The organism is Corynebacterium nuruki S6-4 (assembly GCF_007970465.1).
GTDB lineage: Bacteria > Actinomycetota > Actinomycetes > Mycobacteriales > Mycobacteriaceae > Corynebacterium > Corynebacterium nuruki.
The window spans coordinates 1241210-1262789 of record NZ_CP042429.1; the positions used below are offsets into that span (position 1 = coordinate 1241210).

A 21580-nucleotide genomic window follows, 5' to 3' on the forward strand; every position below is an offset into this window, starting at 1 on the left:
GTCAGATCCCGAGGGTGAGGCGCACCGCCCCGACCGCCTCGTCGAGGGCCTGCCGGGAGTCCTCCCAGATCGCCGAGGAGTTGACGAAGGGGTGGACCAGGCCGCGGTGCCGGCGCGCCGTCACCGGGACCCCGGCCTCCGCCAGGCGGCCGGCGTACTCCTCCCCCTCGTCGCGCAGCGGGTCATGCCCGGCGACGGCGACATAGGCCGGGGCGAGGCCCGAGAGATCGTCGGCGAACAACGGCGAGACCAGCTCGTCGAGGCGTCCGGCGGCATCCGTGTCGCCGAGGAAGTGACGGTCGTACCAGCGGAAGTGTGCCTCGGTGATGTAGGGGCCGGCGGCGAACTCGCGGCGGCTGGGGTGGGCCGCCATGACCTCGTCGACGTCACGCTGGTCGACGACGGGGACGAAGAGCATCTGCAGGGCCGGCTGCCGGCGGCCCTGCTGCTTCAGCCACAGGGTGACCGCGGCGGTGAGGTGGCCCCCGGCCGAGTCGCCGGCGACGATGACGTGGTCCGGGTCCACCTCGGGGATGTCGCCGTCGAGTGCGGCGGTGACCACCGCGGTGACGTCCTCCAGCGGGGCGGGGAACGGGAACTCGGGGGCCATCCGGTAGTCCACCGAGATGACCCGGACCGCCGCACGGTTGCAGAAGTACCGGCAGGTCGAGTCGTGGCTGTCGAGGGAGCCGGTGACCCAGCCGCCGCCGTGGAGGTAGATCAGCACCGGAGCGGGGCCGTCACCGGCACCCTCCGGGGTGTAGATCCGTACCCGCACCCCGGCGATGACCCGGTGCTCCACCGCCGCGACCGGCAGTGAGGCCGACCCGCCGGAGCCGGCGAGGTAGCCCTGCCGGTCGACGTTGCGCCGGGCGTCCACCGGACCCTGGTCGGCGATGTCGGCCCCGCCGACGACCTTGAGGGACAGCAGGGAGACCGCGACATCCCCGGCGAGCCGGTCGCCGTCGGCGTTGCGGCGGGAGAACAGGGCGCGGACCGGGGCGGGGATCCAGTCGATGGCGCGGGCGCCGCCGGCGAGGACACGGTCGGTGAGGGAGGGACGGAAGTCTTCGACACCGCGGTTGACGGAGTCGGCTGCTGTGGGGGCGGAGATCGTCTGTGTCATGCCTCACACCATAGACATGGTAGTGCTACAAAAGGAACGTTTTCCTCACACCAGCCCGAGTGAGCGCACCGTCGCCGCCTCCGCCTGCAGGTCGGCGACGGTCGCGTCGATCCGGGCGCGCTGGTCAGCGCCGATCTCCAGGCCCTGGACGATCTCCCATTCCCCGTCGACGCTGCGGCACGGGAAGCTGCTCACCAGCCCCTCCGGCACACCGTAGGACCCGTCCGAGGGCAGGGCGACGGACACCCAGTCACCCTCCGGGGTGCCGTGGACCCAGTCGTGCATGTGGTCCACCGCCGCCGAGGCCGCGGAGGCCGCGGACGAGGCCCCGCGGATGTCGATGATCTCCGAGCCGCGGTGGGCGACCCGCGGGATGAACTCGTCGGTGATCCACTCCCCCGGCAGCCGGTCTGCCAGGTGTTCCCCGGTGGCGGCGTCCCGCAGTTCGGTGAGGTCGGGGAACTGGGTGGCGGAGTGGTTGCCCCACACCGTCATCCGCTGCAGTCGGGCGACCGGGACGCCGGACTTCGCCGAGACCTGGGCGAGGGCCCGGTTGTGGTCGAGGCGGGTCATGGCGGTGACGTGGCCGGCGGGCAGGCCGGCGGCGGCGACGATCGAGGCGTTGGTGTTGGCCGGGTTGCCGACGACCAGCACCCGCACGTCGTCGGCGGCGTGCCCGGCGATGGCGCGGCCCTGGGGTCCGAAGATACGGCCGTTGTCGGCGAGGAGTTCGGCGCGCTCGGCCCCCTTCCCGCGGGGCTTCGCGCCGACGAGGAAGGCGGCGTCGGCCCCATCGAAGGCGACGGCGGGGTCATCGGTGACCTCGACGTCGGCGAGCAGCGGGAAGGCGGCGTCGAACAGTTCCATGGCCACGCCGTCGGCGGCCCGGACGACGGCGGGGATCTCCAGCAGCCGGAGCCGGACGGGCGTCCCGGGGCCGAAGACCCCGCCCGCGGCGACGCGGAAGAGGAGGGAGTAGGCGATCTGTCCTGCGGCGCCGGTGACGGTGACGGTGACGGGGGTGTTCATCGGGCAATCACGTCCTTGGTCGGGTGTTGTGCTCGGTGACCGCCAGTGTAGGTGACATATCACCCCCTCTTAGGTGGGGAGAGGCGTCCTGAACTGCCGGGGGTGTCCGAACGGGAACTACGCTGGGAACAGTGCACGATCACATCCGCCCCGACGGGGGTGCCACCCACCCCCATACTGTCCGGATGGCAGTCAACAGCGCAGAGGAGAGGGTGAGATGACAGTGTCCCACCAGGACCGCATCGAGCAGAGGGACCTGCCCGCCACCTTCACCCGCTACGGGTGCTCCCTCGCCGAGTACCGCCTCATCCTCGACACGGCACTGCCGGAACTCGTCGCCTCGGGCATGGACGCCTCGCTCCACGACATCGCCGTCAGCGCCGGCGTCCCGGCCGATCACCCGCTGATCACCGATGTCGAGGTGCTGTACGACGAAGCGCTGCGCTACGCCTTCCGCCTGCTGTGGCCCCGCCCCACCGACATGGATGTCGAGGACCTCGTCCCCGCCGAGGCGGTCCGCACCCTGGTCCGGACCGCCTACCGGCGCCACCGCGCCCACCCGGACGCCGTGCGGCTGGTCCTCGCGGAGAACCTGTTCGGCCACTCCCGCCTCAGCGGACGGTCCGACGTCCTGGAGAACTCACCGGTCGTCCTGCAGATCGACCGGGTGCTCATGCGCGGACAGGACTTCGGCGCGTTCCGCCCCGGGGTCTCCGCCGAGGACGTGTACGTCCTCATCACCTCGCTGTGCGCGTTCCCCGCGGCCCAGGGCACGACGTTCCACGCCCACTACAGCACCGACGTGGACTACGGTCCGACGGTCGAGGGCCTGGAGAAACTGGCCTGCGACGCGGTCCTCGCGTTCCTCACCACCTCGATGCCCACCACCCAGGGCAGTTCGTACACCCATGCCGCCCCCGCGGCCGCGGCCGCGAACTCCGTCTCCGCGTCCCTGTACTCGGCCGGTGACCTGGGTCAGCACCCCGGTACCCCGACCCCCCGCACGCCGGACCCCGCCGACCGCACCCCGGATGACGGCGACCTCGACTCCGGCTTCTACCCCGGCCTGCCCGGCACGGTGGCGCCGTGGAGCGGCGTGGCCGTCGACAGCGACGAGAACTACCGGGAGCTGAAGGACTACCGGGCCCGCATCGACGCCGCGGAGAACACCGCCGACGACGGGCTCGACTCGCTCTACGACGAGGACTGAAGCAGCAGGCCCCGGTCAGGCACTCTCCTGGCCCCGCTCCTCGGCCTCGTCGTGGGTGTAGAGCGTCGGCTCCTCCTCACCCCGCACAGCGGCACCGGTGATGACGACCTCCCCGACCTCGTCGTCGTCGGGCACCGAGTACATCACCGGCAGCAGGACGTCCTCCACGATCGACCGGAGCCCGCGGGCGCCGGTCTCCCGGGCCATCGCCTTGTCGGCGATGGCCCGCAGGGCGCTCTCCTCGAAGGTGAGCGTGACCCCGTCCATCTCGAACAGCCGCTGGTACTGACGGACCAGTGAGTTCTTCGGCTCGGTGAGGATGCGCACGAGTGCGTCCGAGTCGAGGTGGCCGACGTGGGTGATGACCGGCAGTCGGCCGATCAGCTCCGGGATGAGGCCGAAGCGCACGAGGTCCTCGGACTCGACGAACTGGAACGGGTCCGGGTCCTCGTCGGACTTGGCGTGGATCTCGGAACCGAAACCCACGCCGGTGCGTCCCCGCCGCTCACTGATGACCTTCTCCAGGCCGGCGAAGGCCCCGGAGACGATGAACAGCACGTTCTTCGTGTCGAACTGGATGAACTCCTGGTTCGGGTGCTTCCGGCCGCCCTGCGGCGGCACCGAGGCGACCGTCCCCTCGAGGATCTTCAGCAGCGCCTGCTGCACACCCTCACCGGAGACGTCCCGGGTGATCGACGGGTTCTCCGACTTCCGGGAGATCTTGTCGACCTCGTCGACGTAGATGATCCCCTGCTGCGCCTTGGCGACATCGAAGTCCGCCGCCTGCAGCAGTTTCAGCAGGATGTTCTCCACGTCCTCGCCGACGTAGCCGGCCTCGGTGAGGCTGGTGGCGTCCGCGATGGCGAAGGGGACGTCGAGCATCCGGGCCAGCGACTGGGCGAGATAGGTCTTGCCCGAGCCGGTGGGCCCCAGCATGAGGATGTTCGACTTACTGAGCTCCACCTCGTCGTCGGTGCGGCGCGCGGCGGCGGCCGTGGCACTGTCCGACTCGACCCGGATCCGCTTGTAGTGGTTGTAGACGGCGACGGCGAGCGTGCGCTTGGCCTCGTCCTGTCCGATCACGTACTCGTCGAGGAAGGCGGTGATCGCCGCGGGGTGCGGCAGATCCGAGGTGTCCGTCGGGCCACCGGCACCGACGGCGAGTTCCTCGTCGATGATCTCGTTGCACAGTTCGATGCACTCGTCGCAGATGTACACCCCGGGTCCGGCAATGAGCTTGCGGACCTGTTTCTGGCTCTTGCCGCAGAACGAGCACTTGAGCAGTTCGCCGCTTTCCTGCATCGACGCCATAGTCGGTCTGATTCTCCTTCCCCGGTTCTCGGGGACCACATCGGGGACCCGCGGGTGTCCGGCAGGGGCCCGGCTGCACCGGTCCCCGCCCTCCCGCAGGCGCGTTCCGACCATTCTACCCCGACCGGCGGACGCATTCCCGTCAGCGCGGCATGTGTCTCACTCCCCGGCGCCCGGCGGCGGACCCACGACGACGAGGTCGAGCTCCGCGGCCGCACGGGCGAACCCCTCCGCCGGGAAATACATCTCACCGCCCTCCTGCTGGACCACCGCGTCCGTCGGATCATTCATGTACTCGAAGAACTTCTCGAACACCGGCGGATTGAGGATCCCCAGCATCCGGGTGTTGTGCGCGTCATGGGCGAAACTGTGGACCGTGCCCGCCGGCGCCTGCAGGAAGTCCCCCGGCGTCAGCACGATCTCCTGCCCGTTCGCGTGGATCCGCACGATCCCGGCGAGGCAGAAGAAGTTCTCCGAGTGCTCCCGGTGGTAGTGCAGCGGAATGTAGGGCTGCTTCGCCCCGCGGGTGTCCATCGCGAAGAACCGCCCGCCGGTGTTGCGGGACCGCACCGGGTAACTGTTGACCTGCTGGTAGGTCTCGTAGCGGTCACCGCCGCCGCTCTTCGTGACGAAGGCGCGCTCGTCCGCCGGCAGCCGGTCGAAGCGGTCCCCGGGCTGTCCGCCGCGCGGCCGGTCGGCGACCCGCACGCCCAGTGATGCGGCGATCTCGTCGGCGAACAGGTCACCGATGCGCCGCTGCGGGATGCGGGTGAAGATGTGGCTGGCCGTCGCGGTGCCGTGGGTGTCCGCCAGCCGGTGGAGCCAGTCGTCGGTGCAGTACCAGAAGAACGAGTTGACGGCCGCCTCACCGCGCAGGGAGAACTCCGCGTGTTCCGGGATGTTCACGGCGTCCCCCGCGACGACGTGGTGGACGCCGTCAGCGAGCCACACGGTGAGTTCACCCTCCGTCACGTGGAGGAACGAGTAGCCGGGCGCGGTGAGGAACGGGCTGGTCGACCCGCCGGGGAGGGTGAGCCGGTACAGCGCGAACTCACCGCCGGTGTCCGCGAACCGCGCCATGGTCGTCAGGTGCCACTCCCCCAGGTCGGTGTGGAGACCCTCGCCGGCGGAGAGCTTGTAGGGGGCGGGCTCCCCCGGCAGGGCGTCGACGAGCGGGGTGGTCTGCTGAATCTTCTGCCAGTCGGGGCGGTCGGTCTCGGTGGTCATTCGGAGGTCCTTTCCGTGTCGGTTTCCGTGTCGGTGCCGTGGAGGCTGAGGTGTGCGGCGAAGAAGTCCGCGATGAGGTCGAAGGAGGCGGCGCGGCCCCGGGGGTCGAAGGTCCCCCGGTCGTCGACGACCGCCGGGGCCGTCGGCTCCGCCTCCAGCCGGCCGTTGTCCAGCCGGACGCCGGGGCCGAGTTCCTGGACGGTCCCGGGGTTGAGGAAGCCGTGGCCGAACCCCTCGATGAGGTACAGCAGGGACTCCCCGCCGCCGGCGACCAGGTGGTCGTGCAGGGCCCGGGACTGGGCGGCGGGGACGAGCCGGTCCCCGGTGCCGTGGAGGATGAGAAACGGTGGGGCGTCGTGGACCGGCAGCAGGGCGGGGCTCGCCGCCTGCGCCGCGGCGGCCGTCACTGCGGCGGGGCCGCCCAGCAGGTCCTCCTCCGGGGTCGCGGGCATGCCACCGTCGTCACGGTCCGGCAGCAGGCCCCCGATCAGCGCGGGGCCGTAGCCTTCGACGACGCACTGCACCGCGGTGGACTGGTCGCGGTACTCCGGCGCCACGGTCTCGCCCGGCAGGGCGTCCTGCCCGGAACTCAGTGCGGTGAACGCGGCGACGTGACCGCCCGCCGAGGAGCCCCACAGGCCGATGCGCTGCGGGTCGATACCGAGCTCCCCGGCGTGGGCCCGCAGATGGCGCAGCGCCTGCCGCAGGTCCACGACCTGCGCCGGGTGGGGGTACTGCGGTGCCAGCCGGTAGTCGACGGACACCATCGCGAAGCCCCGCGCGGCGAAGTGGCGGTCGAAATCGGGCCGGGCGTGCCGGTCCTGGAGCCGCCACCCGCCACCGTGCAGCCACACGATGACCGGCCAGCCTTCCGCCGGCGCCCGGCCGTCGGGGAGCACCAGGTCATACTGCAGTTCAGGGTGCCCCGGCGAGAATGATTCAGTGATGGTCAAGAGCGTCCTTCCCATAGTCGGTGAGGTACACGGCGGGTAGGTGCCGGACGCACGGGGTCCGGCGTCCGACACTCCTCCGGACGCGATCTGCACACCGTACCGGCCCGCCGTCCTGCCGCCGTCAGGTGGCCCCCGTCACAGGCGTGCGCACACCGCACGCGCGACCGGATGCAGACCAGATACGCAGCGACGGGCCGGCGGTGGGACAATATGGACCATGCGCCGCGCGAAGAACCCCACCATGGCGGAGGTCGCCGCCGTGGCCGGGGTGTCCCACCAGACCGTCTCCCGGGTCATCAACGGTTCCCCCGAGGTCCGCCAGGCCACCCGCGAGCGGGTCGAGGCCGCCATCGACCAGCTCGGCTACCGGCGCAACCGGGCCGCGCGCGCCCTGGTCACCAACCGGTCCGGCCTCATCGGGGTGATCACCGTCGGGGCCGCCCTGTACGGGCCGACCAGCGCCCTGACCGCCATCGAGGAATCCGCCCGGTCCCACGGCTACCTCACCCTGTTCGCCTCCGTCACCGACGACAGTGACACACAGTTCCGCTCGGTGCTCGACGATTTCCTCGACCACGCCGTCGAGGCCGTCGTCGTCATCGCGGCGCGTGAACCGTTGCTCGACCATGCCGCGGCGGCCACCCCCGGCGTCCCGCTCGTCGTCATCGGCCCCCGCCCCGGACAGGTCGCGGACGCCCTGTGCCTCAACATCGACCAGGACGCCGGCGGCCGCCTCGCCGTCGAGCATCTCGTCGGGCTCGGTCACCGGCGGGTCGCCCTGCTGCACGGTCCGGAACGGTCCGTCGACGCCGAACAGCGCCAGGCCGGGGCGCTGGCCGCCTGCGCCGCGCACGGCGTCCGACCCACCGAGTACCGCGGCGACTGGAGTGTGGGCAGCGGCTACCTGACCGGGTCCTCGATCGTCGCGTTGCCGGCGGAGGACCGGCCGACCGCCGTCGTCGCCGCCAACGACCAGATGGCGCTGGGGCTCATGGCCGCGTTCCGGGAGCACGGCACCGACGTGCCGTCCGACATCTCCGTCGTCGGTTTCGACGACGCCCCCGAGGCCGCCTACTACAGCCCGCCGCTGACCAGCGTGCGCCAGGACTTCCGGGCGCTCGGTGCGCTCGTCGTCGATACGCTGCTCGACTGCATCCGCGGCGGGTCTCCGACACCGTCCCTGCTCACCCCGACGCTCACCGTCCGCGCCTCCACCGCCCCACCGGCGGGCCGCACCGCCTAGTCTGGGGTGGCATGACCCTTCTGCACTCCCGCATCACCGGCCACGGCGGCCATCCTGTCGTCCTCCTCGGCGCGCTCGGATCCAGCACCGACATGTGGATCGGCGTGCAGGACGCCCTCGCCGCCGCCGGACGCCGCACCATCGCCCTCGACCTCCGGGGCCACGGTGCCTCCCCGGTCGGCGGGCGGACCCGTGACTCCGCCGGTACCCGCATCGCCGATCTCGCCGGGGACGTCACCGAGACCCTCGACAGTATGGGGATCAGCGGTGCCGACCTCGTCGGACTGTCCATCGGCGGGGCCGTCGCCCAGTATCTGGCGTCCGCCCCGGGGACCCGGGACCGGGTCCGGGCCCTGGTGCTGATGTGCACCGCCCCGACCTTCGGGGACCCCGCCGACTGGACCACGAAGGCCGTCGCCGTCCGCAGCCGCGGCATCACCACCCTGCGGGAACTGTCCGAGGGCACCGTCGGACGCTGGCTGACCGGTGATTTCCGCGTCGCCCGGCCGGCCACCGCGCTGGCGGTCCAGGAGATGATCACCCGGACCAGCGTCGAAGGGTACGCGGCGGCCTGCGAGGCCCTCGCCGCCTTCGACGGCGGCCCGCTGCTTCCGCAGATCAGCTGCCCGACGCTGACGGTCGCGGGGGCCACCGACCCCACCTGCCCGCCGGCCACCCTCGAAGCGGTGAACGCGGCGATCGCCGGGGCCGGCACTCCGACCCGTCATGTCGAGCTGCCGGGCGCCCACCTCCTGCCCGTGGAACACCCCGCCGAGGTCGCCCAGGTGCTCGGCGACTTCCTCGGCGTCACGGCGGGGCGGTAGGCGCGCCGATGGCACTGGACTTCACGCACACCACCCTCGGCCAGCGCGTCCGGTTCGGCGCCGGGCAGGCCGCGGAGAACCTCGCCGCGGAGGTCACCCGGCTCGGTGCCACGTCGGTCATGGTCATCGCCTCGGAGCGGGGTCTGCCGGACGCCCGCCGGGTCGCCGCGGACATCGACGTCGCGGTGTGGCACACCGATGTCGCCATGCATGTCCCGGTCGAGACCGCCGACCGTGCCCGGGAGGTGGCGGCCCGCAACGGGGTGGACCTGCTCGTCAGCGTCGGCGGCGGTTCCGCCACCGGCCTGGCCAAGGCAGTCGCCCTGACGACCGGGATTCCGGTCGTCGCGGTTCCGACGACCTACTCCGGGTCGGAGGCGACCGATGTCTGGGGGTTGACCGAGGACGGGCGGAAGACCACCGGTCATGCCGGGCAGGTGCTGCCGGTGACGGTGATCTACGATGCGCAGCTCGCCCTGTCGCTGCCGGAGGAACTGTCGGTGGCCTCGGGTCTCAATGCCCTCGCCCATTGTGTGGACTCGTTGTGGACGCCCGCGGCTGATCCGGTGAATGCTGCGCTGGCAGGTGAGGGCGCCCGGGTCCTTGCCGAGGGGCTGCCGCGCATCGTCGACGACCCTGGTGACATCGACGGTCGCGATGCGGCGTTCTACGGCGGTTATCTCGCCGCGGTGGCTTTCGCGTCCGCGGGATCAGGGCTGCACCACAAGATCTGCCACGTCCTCGGTGGTTCCTTCGGACTCCCCCACGCCCAGACCCATGCCACGGTGCTGCCCTATGTCCTGGCCTTCAATGCGCCGGACGCCCCGGATGCGGAGCGTCGGCTGGCCGGGGCATTCGGCAGTGAGACCGCGGTCGACGGTCTGCAGCGACTGCGGCGACGGGTGAATGCCCCGCAGCGGCTCGCCGACCTCGGTTTCCGGCACGCGGACGTCCCCCGGGCGGTCGATCTCATCCTGGATGTGGTGCCGGCCTCCAATCCGCGGCCGGTCAGCGCGGCGGATCTCACGGTCCTGCTCAGCGCCGCCTGCGCCGGGGAGGATCCTGCTGTGGTGGCTGCGTAGTTGCGGAGGACGGGCCTCCTATTTTGTCGCGTGGGTGTGTCCCGGTCGTCCGGTTTTCCGGACGCCGGGTCGGCTCGTCAGATGGTGGGTGGGAACACTGTCAGGCGGTGGTGGCGGCCCGGGGGGTCAGGCCGCCTGTGCCGGCCCGCCGGGATCGGTTCCGGTGGCACAGTCGACAACCAACGGGCCCGAGGCCACGGTGGTGGCGGTGACCCCGGCGGGGCCGGCCCAGTGCAGGGTGATCCCGTCGTCGGGGGTGTGCACTTTCCAGAGTTTCCTGGTCTTCAACTGGTGGTGGGTCCGGCACAGGCATGCGCAGTTGCGGATACTCGTCGGCCCGTCACTGTCCGGGTCGGTGAACGGTGAGTTGACGATGTGGTCGAGTTCGCACCGGTCGGCCGGCACCCGGCAGCCGGGGAACCGGCAGCGGGCGTCGCGGCCCACCGCGGTGGCCCGGTGCAGGGTGGTGAACCGGTAGCAGCCGGTGTCGGTGAGATCCTTGATGTCGGGCAGGTCGCGGACCAGGTCGGCGGTGTTGATCAGGGTGGCGGTGGTCGTCGGGGACACCCAGCCGGTGCCGATGACGAACCCGGGACCACAGGCGGGGCCGGTGGGGGCGGTCGGACCGGCCTGTGGGGCAGGGTCCGGAGTCTCCGGACCCGTCCCCGGGCCGGCCGGGCCGGCGGCGGAAGCGTCACCGGCAGGGTTGGTGTCTCCACCGTCGCCGTTGTCCGGGCCGGTGGGGCCGGTGTCCCCACCGTCGGGGCCGTCTGGGCCAGTGGGTCCGTCGGGGCCACCGTTGCCGCCGGGGCCGTCGGTTCCGTCGGTGCGGGGTGTGTAGACGTTGACGACGACCTTCAACTGGTCGCGGTGACCACCCAGGATCTTCAGCATCGCCTCACCCCGGCACCGGATCATCCCCGGCGCCGGCAACGGCTCCGCCAACGTCGCCACCGGCTCCTCCTCCGGCACACCGGTGTCGGCAGGGTTGTCGGCAGGGCCGCCGGCCGGGTTGATGATGTTGTCGACGATCCGGCGGGCCGCCACCAACTCCGCCGACTCCGGCTGCGCCTGGCGTTGCTGCTGCGCCCGGAGGGTCTCCTGCTCAACCAGGAGCTCCTTACGCACCTCCAGCGCCGCAGCGGACAACGGTTCCCACAGTCCGTCGGCGACCGACCGGTCCCCGCACTCCAGAGTGAACCGGGTACCCCGCCGCGTCAGCCCCACCGTCTTGCGCTCGGTCTCCTCGGTGTCGGCGACCGGCACCGGCGCGATGTCGGTGAGGATCCCGTCGGTGGCGTCGCCGAGAGCCGGCACCGACCACACCGTCCCGTCCGGGGTGATCTGCACCCCGAGCCTGGTGGCGACCGCCTCGTCGACGGTGGCGGGCAGCTGCTGCCCGGCGGCGGCGAGGGCGCGGGCGTGCCGGTTGATGCGGGTCCAGATGATCTCGAGGTGTTCGACACTGTAGCGGGAGTCGGTGCGCATACGGTCGAACAGGGCCGGCATCCGCACCGCCAGATCCGCGGCGTGGGCGTAGCAGACGGCTTCGCGGTGGCCGCGGCGGCGGACGGCCTGGGCGGCCGACAGGCGGGCGTCGGCGCCAACGGTGGTGAGGAAGGCGACGAGGGTGAGTTCGGCGGTGTTCACCGGCCCGGCCAACTTCTGCGACAGACTGTTGTAGGTCTCTCCGCTGGTCGGTTCAGTACCGTGCGGGATATGCCGACCACCGCGGGGATGGTCCCCGCCGTCGAGCCGGCTGGTCCTGCCGCTCTCGCCGCCGCGCTTGTCGCTGCTGTTGCCGTGGTTGCCGTGGTTGTCGTCGGTGGGTGGTGTGGTGGTCATGGTCCCCTCCCGGTGATCCCCGCCTGACCTCTCCTGATGTGCTCTACGTCACACAGTACCCCGCCTGCCGGACAGAGTCAACCACCTGTTCGAAATAAGATCGAACACATGGCTGCAACAGATGGCCGCCAGACCACGATCAGGCGACCGTCATCGACGGCCGCCGCCCCGCGCCTCTATCCCCGCAGGTAGTACTCCAGGGCATTGGGGTGCTTCGCCAGCGCAGTGATAGAGACGTCCATGTACGCGAACATCGGGAAGCCCTGCAGGATCGCATGGAGTTCGTCGTGGTCGTCGACATCGAAGACCGAGTAGTTGGCATACTCCCCCACAACCCGCCAGATCGCCTTCATCGCACCCCGTTGCTGGAGGTCGGCAGAGTACGCCTTCTCCCGGGTCTGGAAATCGGCGACCTGGTCGGAGGTCAGACTGTCCGGAAAATGGACGTCCATCCGAGCAAGAAAAAGCATTGTAAGTTCCTGTCCTTTCTGTCACTGTGATTGAACTGCACAGGGCGTCGGAAGGCCCCGGTATCAGTCGCGGGTGAAACGCGAGACCGCCGCGGCGTCCGGCTCCAGGCCGAGCCCGGGCCCCTCCGGCAGCGTCACCCGGCCGTCCGCGTACACCAGGTCAGTGGTGGTGTAGCTCTCCTTGAGCAGCATCGGGCCGAACAGCTCCGAGCCGAAGTTCACCGCCGGAGTGGCACAGGCGAAGTGCAGCGATGCCGCGGTCCCGAAGGGGCCCTCGAGGCTCGTCGCCCCGTGGCAGGCCAGACCGGCGGCCTCTGCCACGGCCGCGGTCTTCACCGATTCGCGCAGACCACCGAGCTTCGTCGTCTTCAGGGCGATGACGTCGGCGGCTTCCTCACGGACCACCGCCAGGGCATCCGACGGCGAGCACACCGACTCGTCCGCCATGACGGGAACCCCGGTCCGGCGGGTGATCTCCCGCAGCGTCGCCAGATCATCGGCGGGCGTCGGCTGCTCGAAAAGCTCGATCCCCGCCTCCGCCAGGGCCGGCAGGTGCCGCAGCGCGGTCATCCGGTCCCACCGGGCGTTGACGTCGATCCGCAGGCCGACCCGCCCGTCGAGTTCGCCGGCGAGCTGCACGATCCTGCCGGTGTCCACCGTCGGATCCCCGGACCCCATCTTCAGCTTGAAGGAGCGGTGGCCGAACTCGGCGATGCGCTCCTCGATCTCCGGCACCGCCTTCTCCAGCGGCAGCACGCCGAGCGCCCAGGTGACCTCGATACTGTCGCGCGCGGCGCCGCCGAGCAGGTCGCGGACCGGGATGCCGAGCGCACGGGCCCAGGCGTCATGCATGGCGACGTCGCAGGACGCCTTGGCGAAGCGGTCGTTGGCGACGACCTTCCCGAAGTCCACGAGAATTCCGGCGAGGTCGGACACCTCCCGGCCCACCATCACGGGGGCGAGATAGCGGTCGACGATGACCTTCATCGTCTCCACGGATTCACCGCCCCACCACGGTCCGCCGGGGACGACGCCCTCACCGTAACCGACCACCCCACCGGCGAGATGCACGGAGACCAGGAGGATCGGTTGGGCGGTGGCGGTCATCGTGGCGAAACCGTGGGGGCGGATCAGCGGGACGTCGAGAATGCGGGTGTCGACCCGTTCGATGGTGAGGTCGGGTGCGGCAGGCACACGGATCCTTTCGTAGCAGGGATAGCAGGGATAGCAGGGAGCAGAGACGGGCAGAGCCCCGCACCGTCCGGAAACGGTGTGGGGCAGGTGCTCGTGGGATGGACTGACGGATCAGTTACCGCGGTCCTCGTCCAGCGCGAAGTTGTAGTTGACCACGACGGAGCCGTCGGCGGCGTCCTCCGGGTGCAGGATGAGCTCCGGCTTGGTGGCGGTGGCGACGTCGTTGTCGACGTACTCGCCGCCGTCGAAGTACAGCTGGGTGGTGATCTCACGGCGGCCCGGGGCGCTGACCCGCAGGTGCAGGTGGGCCGGACGCCACGGGTGGCCGCCGTAGGACTCGATGAACCAGCCGGTGGGGCCGTCGTGGGGGATCATGTACGGGGCGGGACGCAGCGTCTTGATGTCGTACCGGCCCTCATCGTCCGCGATGATCGTGCCGCGCAGGTTCCACTCCGGGATACCCGGGGCGTACTGGGAGTAGTAGCCGTCCTCGTCGGCGTGCCAGATCTCGACGTGGGCGCCGGCGATGCCGTTGCCCTCCAGGTCGGTGACCTGGCCCTTGAAGTGGAGCGCCTGGGCGGCCTTGTCCTTGTCGCGCATCGGCAGCTCGGTCACGGCCGGCAGCTCCGGGGCGTTCGGGACGTAGTAGGGGCCCTCGATGGAACCCTTGGTGCCCTCGTAGTCGTGACGGGCGTAGTTGACGTCCTCGATCTCGTGCTCGAGGAAGACGTCCAGCCACAGCGGCCACTCGCCGTACTCGCCGAGCTCCAGGATCCACTGCTTGAGGACGTTGTACTCGTCGTAGGTGACCTGGTGCTTGTGGATGATGTCGCCGAGCGAGGAGAGGACATCCTTGTAGATGGCGTTCGCCCGCTCGACGCTGGTGTCGGCGTGGGCGCGGTCCTTCTTCTTGAAGGCGTCGGTCGCGGCGTTACCGGAGGCGGCTGCGGTGGGGTCTTCTACTGCCTGGGTCATGTCAGGTGCTCCCTTCTCGGTGTGGGATCTGATGGTGGTCGTCGGTGTGGATGGTCGCTGCCAGCTCCCACGAACTGTTGCTGCGATGGACACAACTGTGTTCCGGATCACCGTCCGCGTCAACTTCGTATTTGGCTACCTCTGCATGAAGTTTTCCCCGATACGCGGCCAATGAGGAACATGTCCGCAGGTCAGATGAGGCACCAGATCCACTCACTTCATAACCCGAACACACCACCCCTAGACAACCCTAGGTACAACCCTAGTGTGATGCGGGTCATTCCGGGCCACACTCATGTCATCGCCGACAGCGTGACCGTCGGCACAATCCACCGCAGGGACGACTACCCGATCTGGAGGAACTACCCCATGACAACTCCCGTCGACACCATCCGACAGACCCTCGACAGGGCACTGGAGAACCACCCGGACGACGGCGTGGTCCGGGTCAACCGGAAGATCTTCACCGACCAGGAGATCTTCGACCTGGAGATGCGCTACATCTTCGAGGGAAACTGGATCTTCCTCGCCCACGAGTCGCAGATCCCGAACCCCGGCGACTACATCACGATGAACATGGGCCGGCAGCCCGTCGTCATCAACCGGGGCAAGGACGGCACAATCAACGGCCTGATCAACGCCTGCTCGCACCGCGGCGCGATGCTCTGCCGCAAGAAGGTGGACAACCGCACCACCATCACCTGCCCGTTCCACGGCTGGACCTTCTCCAACGACGGCACACTGCTCAAGGTCAAGGACGAGCAGCTCGGCGGGTACCCCGACAACTTCAACACCGACGGTTCCCACAACCTGCGGCGCATCCCGAAGCTGGAGAGCTACCGGGGCTTCATCTTCGGCTCACTCAACGATGACGTCGTCTCCCTCGACGAGCACCTCGGCGACACCCGCGCCATGATCGACATGCTCGTCGACCAGTCCCCCGAGGGCCTCGAAGTGCTCAAGGGCACCTCGACCTACACCTACGACGGCAACTGGAAGCTCACCGCGGAGAACGGTGCGGACGGCTACCACGTCACCTCCACCCACTGGAACTACGCGGCGACGACCTCCCGGCGTGACTCGGGCGAGTCCGAGAACGACACGAAGGCCATGAGCGCCGGCGACTGGGGTTCCCAGGGCGGCGGCTACTTCTCCTTCCCGCACGGACACCTCATGCTCTGGCAGTCCTGGGGCAACCCCGAGGACCGGCCGATCTTCGACCAGCTCGACCGGCTCAAGGAACTGCACGGCGAGGAGCGCGGCAACTTCATGGTCGGGGCCTCCCGCAACCTGTGCCTGTACCCGAACGTCTACATCATGGACCAGTTCTCCACCCAGATCCGCCGGCTGGAGCCGATCGACGTCGACAAGACCGCCGTCACCATCTTCTGCATCGCCCCCAAGGGGGAGTCCGCCGAGTCGCGGACGGCCCGGATCCGCCAGTACGAGGACTTCTTCAACGCCACCGGGATGGCGACCCCGGACGACCTGGAGGAGTTCCGGTCCTGCCAGAAGACCTACCGGGCCTCCGCCTTCCCGTGGAACGACATGACCCGCGGCCAGCGGCAGCAGGTCGAGGGCCAGAACGAGGTGGCCCGCGAGCTCGGTCTCAACCACGTGCTCTCCTCCGGCAGCCGCACCGAGGACGAGGGTCTCTACCCGATCCAGCACGGCTACTGGGAGGAGACCATGTCGAAGGCCCTGCTCGCCGAGGAGCTCGGCGAGACCGACATGGACATCCGGCTCGATACCGCCTCGGCCGCCGCAACGGCGTCCTACGCCCGGGAGCGTGCCGCCCGGCGTCAGCAGCAGAAGGACGCCGCCGGTGAGGGCGGCGGACGCCGCACCCGACGCCGCCGGACCCGCGGCTGACCACCCTGACTACCCAGCCGACCTGTCAACAAGGAGAAGAGACATGACCACGGCCATCGCCGAGATCACCCGTTCCGAGGTGGAGGACTTCCTCTACTACGAGGCCCGCCTGCTCGACGACCGCGAGTTCGAGACCTGGCTGGAGTGCTACCGCAAGGACGCCTCCTACTGGATGCCCGCCTGGGACGTCGACGACACGCTCACCACGGACCCGCAGTCGGAGATCTCGCTGATCTACTACCCCAACCGGGCCGGCCTGGAGGACCGGGTGTTCCGCATCCGCACCGACCGCTCGTCGGCGACCTCCCTCCCGGAGCCGCGGACCGGCCACAACATCACCGACGTGGAGATCCTGGAGCGCCGCGACGGTGAGATCGACCTCCGGTACAACTGGCACACCTTCTACTACCGGTACAACCACACCGACTCCTACTTCGGGACGACCTTCCTCACCCTGGACACCAGCGGCGACAGCCCGCTGATCACCGCGAAGAAGATCATCCTCAAAAACGACTACATCCACCACGTGGTGGACATCTACCACGTCTGAGGAGGCACCCCATGTCCCATCGTCTCGCCCTCGCGTTCGAGGACGGCATCACCCGCTTCATCGACTGCGCCGAAGACCAGACCGTGGCGGACGCCGCCTACCAGGCGCGCATCAACATCCCGTTCGACTGCCGGGACGGCGCCTGCGGCACCTGCAAGGCATTCTGCGAATCCGGCGACTTCGACGAAGGTGAGTACGTCGACGACGCCCTCACCGCCGAGGAAGCCGCGGACGGCTACTGCCTGCCGTGCCAGGTCAAGCCCCACACCGACCTCGTCCTGCAGATCGCGACGACCTCGGAGCTGGCCAAGACCGGCGCCGCGACCCTGACCGGGCACATCAGTGAGCTCACCCGCCACTCCCCGAGCACCGTCGGATTCACCGTCACGCTCGACAACCGCGGCGACCTGGAGTTCCTGCCGGGCCAGTACGTCAACATCCGGGTACCCGGCTCCGAGGAGACCCGCTCGTACTCGTTCTCCTCCGGCCCGACCGACGACACGGTCTCCTTCCTCGTGAAGATCACCCCGGGCGGTCTCATGTCGACGTACCTGCAGGACACGGCACAGGTCGGCGACGAACTGACCCTCACCGGGCCGATGGGGTCGTTCTTCCTCCGCGAGCCGCTCGACCCGCTGCTGCTGCTCGCCGGCGGCACCGGTCTCGCCCCGATCCTCGCCATCCTGCGCACCCTCGCCGACGACGAACTCCTCGATGTCCCGGTCCGGCTCATCTACGGGGCGAACACCCCGGACGACCTCGTCCACCTCGAGGATCTGGATGCCTTCCGCGACACGCTGCCCGATTTCGACTACCACACGGTGCTCTCGGACCCGGCGTCCGGCCACGACCGGCTCGGCTTCGTCACCGACCACATGCCCGCCGAATTCCACCACGACGGCGAATGCGACATCTACCTGTGCGGACCCCCGCCGATGGTGAAGGGGGTGCAGAGTCACCTGTCGGACAACGGCATCGACCCCCTGCACTTCTACTTCGAGAAGTTCGCCCCGGCCGCGTCCGCCGCAAAGACCCCGGAGATGGCGTCATGAGCGCCCCGGTCGGACAGAACGTCGGAGACCGCCCCCGCCACATCACCCCGGAACGGTTCTTCGGCCAGGGCGTGATCGTCACCGGCGCCGCGCAGGGCATCGGCTACGCCGTCGCCCACCGCATCGCGCACGAGGACGGCACCGTGCTACTCGTCGACCGTGCCGAAGTGGTCCACGAGGTCGCCGACTCGCTCGCCGACGTCGGCGAAGGATCGGTCACGTCGGTGACCGCCGACCTCGAGACGTTCGAGGGGGCGCAGGCGGTCATCGACGCCGCCCGGGGCAGCATGCGCAGCCTCGACATCCTCATCAACGTCGTCGGCGGCACGATCTGGGCCAAGCCCTATGACCGGTACGGCGTCGACGAGATCGAGAAGGAGATCCGGCGCAGCCTCTTCCCCACCCTGTGGATGTGCCGTGCGGCGATGCCGGTGTTCATCGGCAACGGCGGCGGCACCATCGTCAACGTGTCCTCGGTGGCGACCCGCGGGGTCAACCGCGTCCCGTACGCCGCCGCCAAGGGCGGGGTCAACGCCCTGACCTCGGCACTGGCCCTCGAAGGTGCACCCCACAATGTCCGCGTCGTCGCCGCGGCACCGGGCGGCACCCTCGCCCCGGAGCGCATGGTGCCCCGGGGTCCGGGCCCGGAGGGCGTCACCGAGGAAGGCTGGTACCGCGCCATCGTGGACCAGACCATCGACTCGTCGCTGATGGGCCGCTACGGCACCCTCGACGAGCAGGCGGCACCGATCTGCTTCCTCGCCTCGGAGGAGGCGTCCTACATCACCGGGTCAGTCCTCCCCGTCGCCGGTGGTGACCAGGGGTGACGGCAGGACGCACTGGTAGCCTGACGCCATCATGAGCCAGCTCCCGCACACCACCGGCGTCCTCCGGGGCGTCCCGGACCGCATCCTCGCACTCACCCCGGGTGACGGTCTGCTCATCGTCCTCTCCGGACCGGCCGGGTCCGGAAAATCCCGGTCCGCCCGGGAGCTCGCGGCATCCCTGCCCGGCTGGACCGCGGTCCGGGTCGCCGCCCTCGCCTGGGAGAAGGACGTGCCCTCGTCGCTGGCGCAGCATGTCGCCCAGGTCGCCGGTGCGCCCGGCGCGCTGCGCCGCGGTCTGGACACCCCGGGCAAGTCCACCGCACTCATCATCGATGACGCCCACTGGGCGGACCGGGAATCGCTGCACTCTCTTGTCCAGCAGTCCCGCCGGATGCACTACGGACGCCTGGCGCTCATCCTCACCTGCGCGGACAGTGCCCGGGACGAGGCGGAGAACGACCTGGACACGGTCCGCAGTCTCGCGGACCTCACCGTCACCATCCCGCCGCTGTCGGTGCCGGAGATCCAGGGCTTCGTGCAGTCCGAGGCCGGCGTCCGGCTGGATCTCATGACGGTGCAGCAGGTCTCCCGGGCCACCGGCGGACGCCCGGGGCGGATCCGCGACCTGCTGTCCGCGGTGCCGCCGGAACACTGGACCGGGCACAGTCCCTCCCTGCCGGTGCCGGCGGTCTGGCGCAGCAGCTTCGACCGGCGTACCACCGGACTCTCGGCGGCCGGACGCCGCGCGCTCGATGTCGTCGGTGTCTTCACCGACGAGGCGCCGCTGCCGGTGGTCCTGCCGCTGACCGACGACGACGGACTCTCGGAGGCGACGGAGGCCGGGCTCCTCATGATCCAGCAGTCCGGCCGGTGGCCGTGCCTGGTCTTCTGTGACCCGGCGGACCGGCAGGTGGTGCGGTCCCGGCAGTCACTGCAGATGCTCGCCGGCCTGCACCGCCGGATCGCGGAGGTCTTCCGGGACCACGGCGACGAGGGGGCGGCTCTCGAGCACGCCGCCGTCGCCGACGCCCTGACCGGCGCACCCGGGACCGCCGGGCTCCTCACCCACGCCGACGGTCTCGCCCGGCGCGGCCTGTGGCGGGACGCCGCCCGGCAGTACCAGCTCGCGGCGACCCTCGAGCCCCGGGAGTCGGTGTCCCGGCAGCACCAGGTCTCGGCGATCGAGGCGCTCATCTCCGCCTCCGACATTCCGGCGGCGTCCCTGCTGGCATCCTCACTCGACCGGGGTCGGCGCTCCGCCCACCAGGATTCGATGCTCGGCTACCTCGCCCTCCACGAGGGCCGCCGGACCGAGACGGTGGGACTGCTCACCAGTGCCGCCGACGAGATCCTCGGTGCCGACCGGGACCGGAGGCCGGACAGGACCGACCCGGCGCCGGGGAAGCTGGCGTCCCGCCAGGTGCTGCTCAATCTCGTCGAGTGGGACATCCCCGAGCTGGTGCGCTGGGCGGGCCGGGCGGACCGGTGGTCGACGGAGAAGTCCGGGGACCGCATCGAGTCCGCCGCCATCGGCCTCATCGGGCGCGCGGCGATCTCCGGTGAGCTGCCCGAGGACAGCGTCCCCGCCGGGGAAAGTCCGGTCCAGGCGGACCGCCGGGACATGGCGATGGGGTGGCTGAACCTCGTGCACGACGATCCGTTGTCCGCACGGCAACGGCTGCGCATCCGGTCCACCGAGGAGGGCTCCGAACGGATCGCGCTGTGGAAGGACGCCTGGTTCGCCCGGACCGCGTTCCTGCTCGGCGATTTCGCCGGGGCGGACGCCGCGGTGGAACGCGGCCTCGACCGGTCCGAACGCTACGGCATCCGGTTCATCGAGCCGATCCTGCTGTGGAGCGCCGTGCAGGCCGCGCACCTGCGCGGCGACACGGCACTGGCCGCGCAGTATTCGGCGCGGATCGGGGTGAGCCGGGATTCCTTCGTCATCCAGCGCATCCCCTCGGCGATGAGCCGGATGCTGATGGCCTACAACTCCGGCGAACTCGTCACGGCGGCGCGGGCCGGTGAGGAACTCGTCGAGATGAGCGCCGTCACCGACTTCTCACAACCGGGTTTCTGGCCGTGGGAGGACGTCTACGCGCAGGTCCTGCTGCGGCTCGGGCGTTTCGAGGACGCCGACCGGGTCATCACCGGGGCCGAGGAGACCGCGACGGCGTCCGGACTGGCCTCGCTGCAGGCGAAGCTGCTGGTCCCCCGCGGGAACCTGCTGCTGCACCGGGGTGAGCCGGAGAAAGGGATCCGGTGCCTGGACGAGGCGGTCGAGGCGATCACCCCGCTGGGCATGCCCGCCTACGAGGGCCGGATCCTCTACGAGTACGGGCAGATCCTGCGCCGGCTCGGACAGCGACGGTGGGCCGACGACATCTTCAGCCGTGCCTCGGAGACGTTCGCGGCGATGGGTGCCCGGCATTTCGTCACCCTGTGCGACCGGGAACGGCGGGCCGGCGGGCTCGGACCGCGCCGGACCCGGCCCGGCGACCTCACGCCGCAGGAGGAGCAGATCGCCGGGGTCGTGGCGACCGGCGCGACGAACCGGGAGGTCGCCCGCGAACTCTTCCTGTCCACGAAGACGGTCGAGTACCACCTCACCCGGATCTTCCGGAAGCTGGAGATCCGCAACCGCGGTGAAGTCGCCGCGGCGCTCGGTCGGCGGTGAGGGCGGCACAGTTCGTAGAGTGAAATTTCTTCATGTTTTCCGCGCAGATACGGTAACGTGATACGCACCACAAATACAGGTGTTCGACCAGCGAACACCCCCCCACCACCACA

At 70.0% G+C, this 21580-nt stretch carries 17 protein-coding genes and 1 pseudogene; 9 read left to right on the forward strand and 9 right to left on the reverse strand.

All coding sequences use genetic code 11. The annotated features are described in order from the left end of the window. Position 1 precedes the first annotated feature (1 nt). Both FSW06_RS05515 and FSW06_RS05520 read right to left on the reverse strand, forming a co-directional pair. Entirely contained in the window at positions 2 to 1126 is a 1125-nt protein-coding gene (locus tag FSW06_RS05515; protein WP_010121769.1) for an alpha/beta hydrolase, read from the reverse strand. A gap of 45 nt (positions 1127 to 1171) precedes the next feature. Then, positions 1172 to 2155, reverse strand: coding sequence for a malate dehydrogenase (locus FSW06_RS05520; protein ID WP_010121770.1), 984 nt, complete (start codon positions 2153 to 2155; stop codon positions 1172 to 1174). Positions 2156 to 2372: 217 nt separating this feature from the next. Between FSW06_RS05520 and FSW06_RS05525 the strand changes: the two genes are divergently transcribed. Then, positions 2373 to 3365, forward strand: a complete 993-nt coding sequence (locus tag FSW06_RS05525) for a TetR/AcrR family transcriptional regulator (RefSeq protein WP_010121773.1) — start codon at positions 2373 to 2375, stop codon at positions 3363 to 3365. A gap of 15 nt (positions 3366 to 3380) precedes the next feature. Here FSW06_RS05525 and clpX read toward each other — a convergent pair whose 3' ends face one another. The 3 genes from clpX to FSW06_RS05540 all read right to left on the reverse strand — a co-directional run bounded on the left by clpX (position 3381) and on the right by FSW06_RS05540 (position 6856). Beyond that, positions 3381 to 4676: an ATP-dependent Clp protease ATP-binding subunit ClpX gene (clpX, locus tag FSW06_RS05530; protein ID WP_010121774.1), complete on the reverse strand. Its 1296-nt coding sequence runs from the start codon at positions 4674 to 4676 to the stop codon at positions 3381 to 3383. Between the two features lie 159 nt (positions 4677 to 4835). Further along, on the reverse strand, positions 4836 to 5903 hold the full coding sequence (locus FSW06_RS05535) for a cupin domain-containing protein (RefSeq protein WP_010121775.1): 1068 nt from the start codon (positions 5901 to 5903) through the stop codon (positions 4836 to 4838). Beyond that, a complete protein-coding gene (locus FSW06_RS05540; protein ID WP_010121776.1) occupies positions 5900 to 6856 on the reverse strand; it encodes an alpha/beta hydrolase in 957 nt (318 codons plus the stop codon). The genes FSW06_RS05535 and FSW06_RS05540 overlap by 4 nt, the downstream gene beginning before the upstream one ends. A gap of 217 nt (positions 6857 to 7073) precedes the next feature. Here FSW06_RS05540 and FSW06_RS05545 point away from each other — a divergent pair, with 217 nt between their 5' ends. Genes FSW06_RS05545 through FSW06_RS05555 form a run of 3 tightly spaced genes read left to right on the forward strand, consistent with a single transcriptional unit; the run spans position 7074 to position 10005 of the window. Continuing rightward, positions 7074 to 8099: a LacI family DNA-binding transcriptional regulator gene (locus FSW06_RS05545; protein WP_010121777.1), complete on the forward strand. Its 1026-nt coding sequence runs from the start codon at positions 7074 to 7076 to the stop codon at positions 8097 to 8099. 11 nt (positions 8100 to 8110) lie between these two features. After that, positions 8111 to 8923 carry an alpha/beta fold hydrolase gene (locus FSW06_RS05550; protein ID WP_010121778.1) on the forward strand — a complete coding sequence of 271 codons (813 nt, stop codon included), beginning with the start codon at positions 8111 to 8113 and terminating at the stop codon, positions 8921 to 8923. 8 nt (positions 8924 to 8931) lie between these two features. Beyond that, positions 8932 to 10005, forward strand: a complete 1074-nt coding sequence (locus tag FSW06_RS05555; RefSeq protein WP_010121779.1) for a maleylacetate reductase — start codon at positions 8932 to 8934, stop codon at positions 10003 to 10005. A 126-nt stretch (positions 10006 to 10131) separates the two neighbouring features. On the opposite strand, the gene FSW06_RS05560 is transcribed toward FSW06_RS05555, so the two are convergent. The 4 genes from FSW06_RS05560 to catA form a co-directional block, all read right to left on the reverse strand. Further along, positions 10132 to 11850 (reverse strand): HNH endonuclease signature motif containing protein, encoded by a 1719-nt coding sequence (locus FSW06_RS05560; RefSeq protein WP_146881310.1) that lies wholly within the window; start codon positions 11848 to 11850, stop codon positions 10132 to 10134. 176 nt (positions 11851 to 12026) lie between these two features. Beyond that, entirely contained in the window at positions 12027 to 12320 is a 294-nt protein-coding gene (gene catC / locus FSW06_RS05565; protein WP_010121783.1) for a muconolactone Delta-isomerase, read from the reverse strand. A 63-nt stretch (positions 12321 to 12383) separates the two neighbouring features. Further along, positions 12384 to 13514 (reverse strand): muconate/chloromuconate family cycloisomerase, encoded by a 1131-nt coding sequence (locus FSW06_RS05570; protein ID WP_010121785.1) that lies wholly within the window; start codon positions 13512 to 13514, stop codon positions 12384 to 12386. A gap of 111 nt (positions 13515 to 13625) precedes the next feature. After that, positions 13626 to 14489 carry a catechol 1,2-dioxygenase gene (gene catA, locus FSW06_RS05575; RefSeq protein ID WP_010121786.1) on the reverse strand — a complete coding sequence of 288 codons (864 nt, stop codon included), beginning with the start codon at positions 14487 to 14489 and terminating at the stop codon, positions 13626 to 13628. Between the two features lie 369 nt (positions 14490 to 14858). On the opposite strand from catA, the gene benA reads away from it, so the two are divergent. From benA to FSW06_RS05600, 5 genes and pseudogenes are all read left to right on the forward strand, one after another. Further along, the gene (benA, locus tag FSW06_RS05580; protein WP_029449990.1) at positions 14859 to 16361 is read left to right on the forward strand and encodes a benzoate 1,2-dioxygenase large subunit; all 1503 of its coding nucleotides are present in this window, start codon (positions 14859 to 14861) and stop codon (positions 16359 to 16361) included. A 43-nt stretch (positions 16362 to 16404) separates the two neighbouring features. After that, a complete protein-coding gene (benB, locus tag FSW06_RS05585; RefSeq protein WP_010121788.1) occupies positions 16405 to 16911 on the forward strand; it encodes a benzoate 1,2-dioxygenase small subunit in 507 nt (168 codons plus the stop codon). A gap of 11 nt (positions 16912 to 16922) precedes the next feature. Next, a pseudogene (benC, locus tag FSW06_RS05590) lies at positions 16923 to 17954 on the forward strand (benzoate 1,2-dioxygenase electron transfer component BenC); the annotation flags it as partial. A 5-nt stretch (positions 17955 to 17959) separates the two neighbouring features. Continuing rightward, entirely contained in the window at positions 17960 to 18790 is an 831-nt protein-coding gene (locus FSW06_RS05595) for a 1,6-dihydroxycyclohexa-2,4-diene-1-carboxylate dehydrogenase (protein WP_010121791.1), read from the forward strand. 31 nt (positions 18791 to 18821) lie between these two features. Then, positions 18822 to 21467, forward strand: a complete 2646-nt coding sequence (locus tag FSW06_RS05600) for a helix-turn-helix transcriptional regulator (protein WP_010121793.1) — start codon at positions 18822 to 18824, stop codon at positions 21465 to 21467. Positions 21468 to 21580: the final 113 nt, after the last annotated feature.

What these genes read in the sequence shown, in the direction of transcription:
- benB (WP_010121788.1), top strand. Translation starts at nt 16,405, where the DNA reads ATGACCACGGCCATCGCCGAGATCACCCGTTCCGAGGTGGAGGACTTC.
- FSW06_RS05545 (WP_010121777.1), top strand. Translation starts at nt 7,074, where the DNA reads ATGCGCCGCGCGAAGAACCCCACCATGGCGGAGGTCGCCGCCGTGGCC.
- clpX (WP_010121774.1), bottom strand. Translation starts at nt 4,676, where the DNA reads ATGGCGTCGATGCAGGAAAGCGGCGAACTGCTCAAGTGCTCGTTCTGC.
- benA (WP_029449990.1), top strand. Translation starts at nt 14,859, where the DNA reads ATGACAACTCCCGTCGACACCATCCGACAGACCCTCGACAGGGCACTG.
- FSW06_RS05520 (WP_010121770.1), bottom strand. Translation starts at nt 2,155, where the DNA reads ATGAACACCCCCGTCACCGTCACCGTCACCGGCGCCGCAGGACAGATC.
- FSW06_RS05515 (WP_010121769.1), bottom strand. Translation starts at nt 1,126, where the DNA reads ATGACACAGACGATCTCCGCCCCCACAGCAGCCGACTCCGTCAACCGC.
- FSW06_RS05600 (WP_010121793.1), top strand. Translation starts at nt 18,822, where the DNA reads ATGAGCCAGCTCCCGCACACCACCGGCGTCCTCCGGGGCGTCCCGGAC.
- FSW06_RS05525 (WP_010121773.1), top strand. Translation starts at nt 2,373, where the DNA reads ATGACAGTGTCCCACCAGGACCGCATCGAGCAGAGGGACCTGCCCGCC.
- FSW06_RS05550 (WP_010121778.1), top strand. Translation starts at nt 8,111, where the DNA reads ATGACCCTTCTGCACTCCCGCATCACCGGCCACGGCGGCCATCCTGTC.
- FSW06_RS05535 (WP_010121775.1), bottom strand. Translation starts at nt 5,903, where the DNA reads ATGACCACCGAGACCGACCGCCCCGACTGGCAGAAGATTCAGCAGACC.
- FSW06_RS05595 (WP_010121791.1), top strand. Translation starts at nt 17,960, where the DNA reads ATGAGCGCCCCGGTCGGACAGAACGTCGGAGACCGCCCCCGCCACATC.
- FSW06_RS05560 (WP_146881310.1), bottom strand. Translation starts at nt 11,850, where the DNA reads ATGACCACCACACCACCCACCGACGACAACCACGGCAACCACGGCAAC.
- catC (WP_010121783.1), bottom strand. Translation starts at nt 12,320, where the DNA reads ATGCTTTTTCTTGCTCGGATGGACGTCCATTTTCCGGACAGTCTGACC.
- FSW06_RS05555 (WP_010121779.1), top strand. Translation starts at nt 8,932, where the DNA reads ATGGCACTGGACTTCACGCACACCACCCTCGGCCAGCGCGTCCGGTTC.
- catA (WP_010121786.1), bottom strand. Translation starts at nt 14,489, where the DNA reads ATGACCCAGGCAGTAGAAGACCCCACCGCAGCCGCCTCCGGTAACGCC.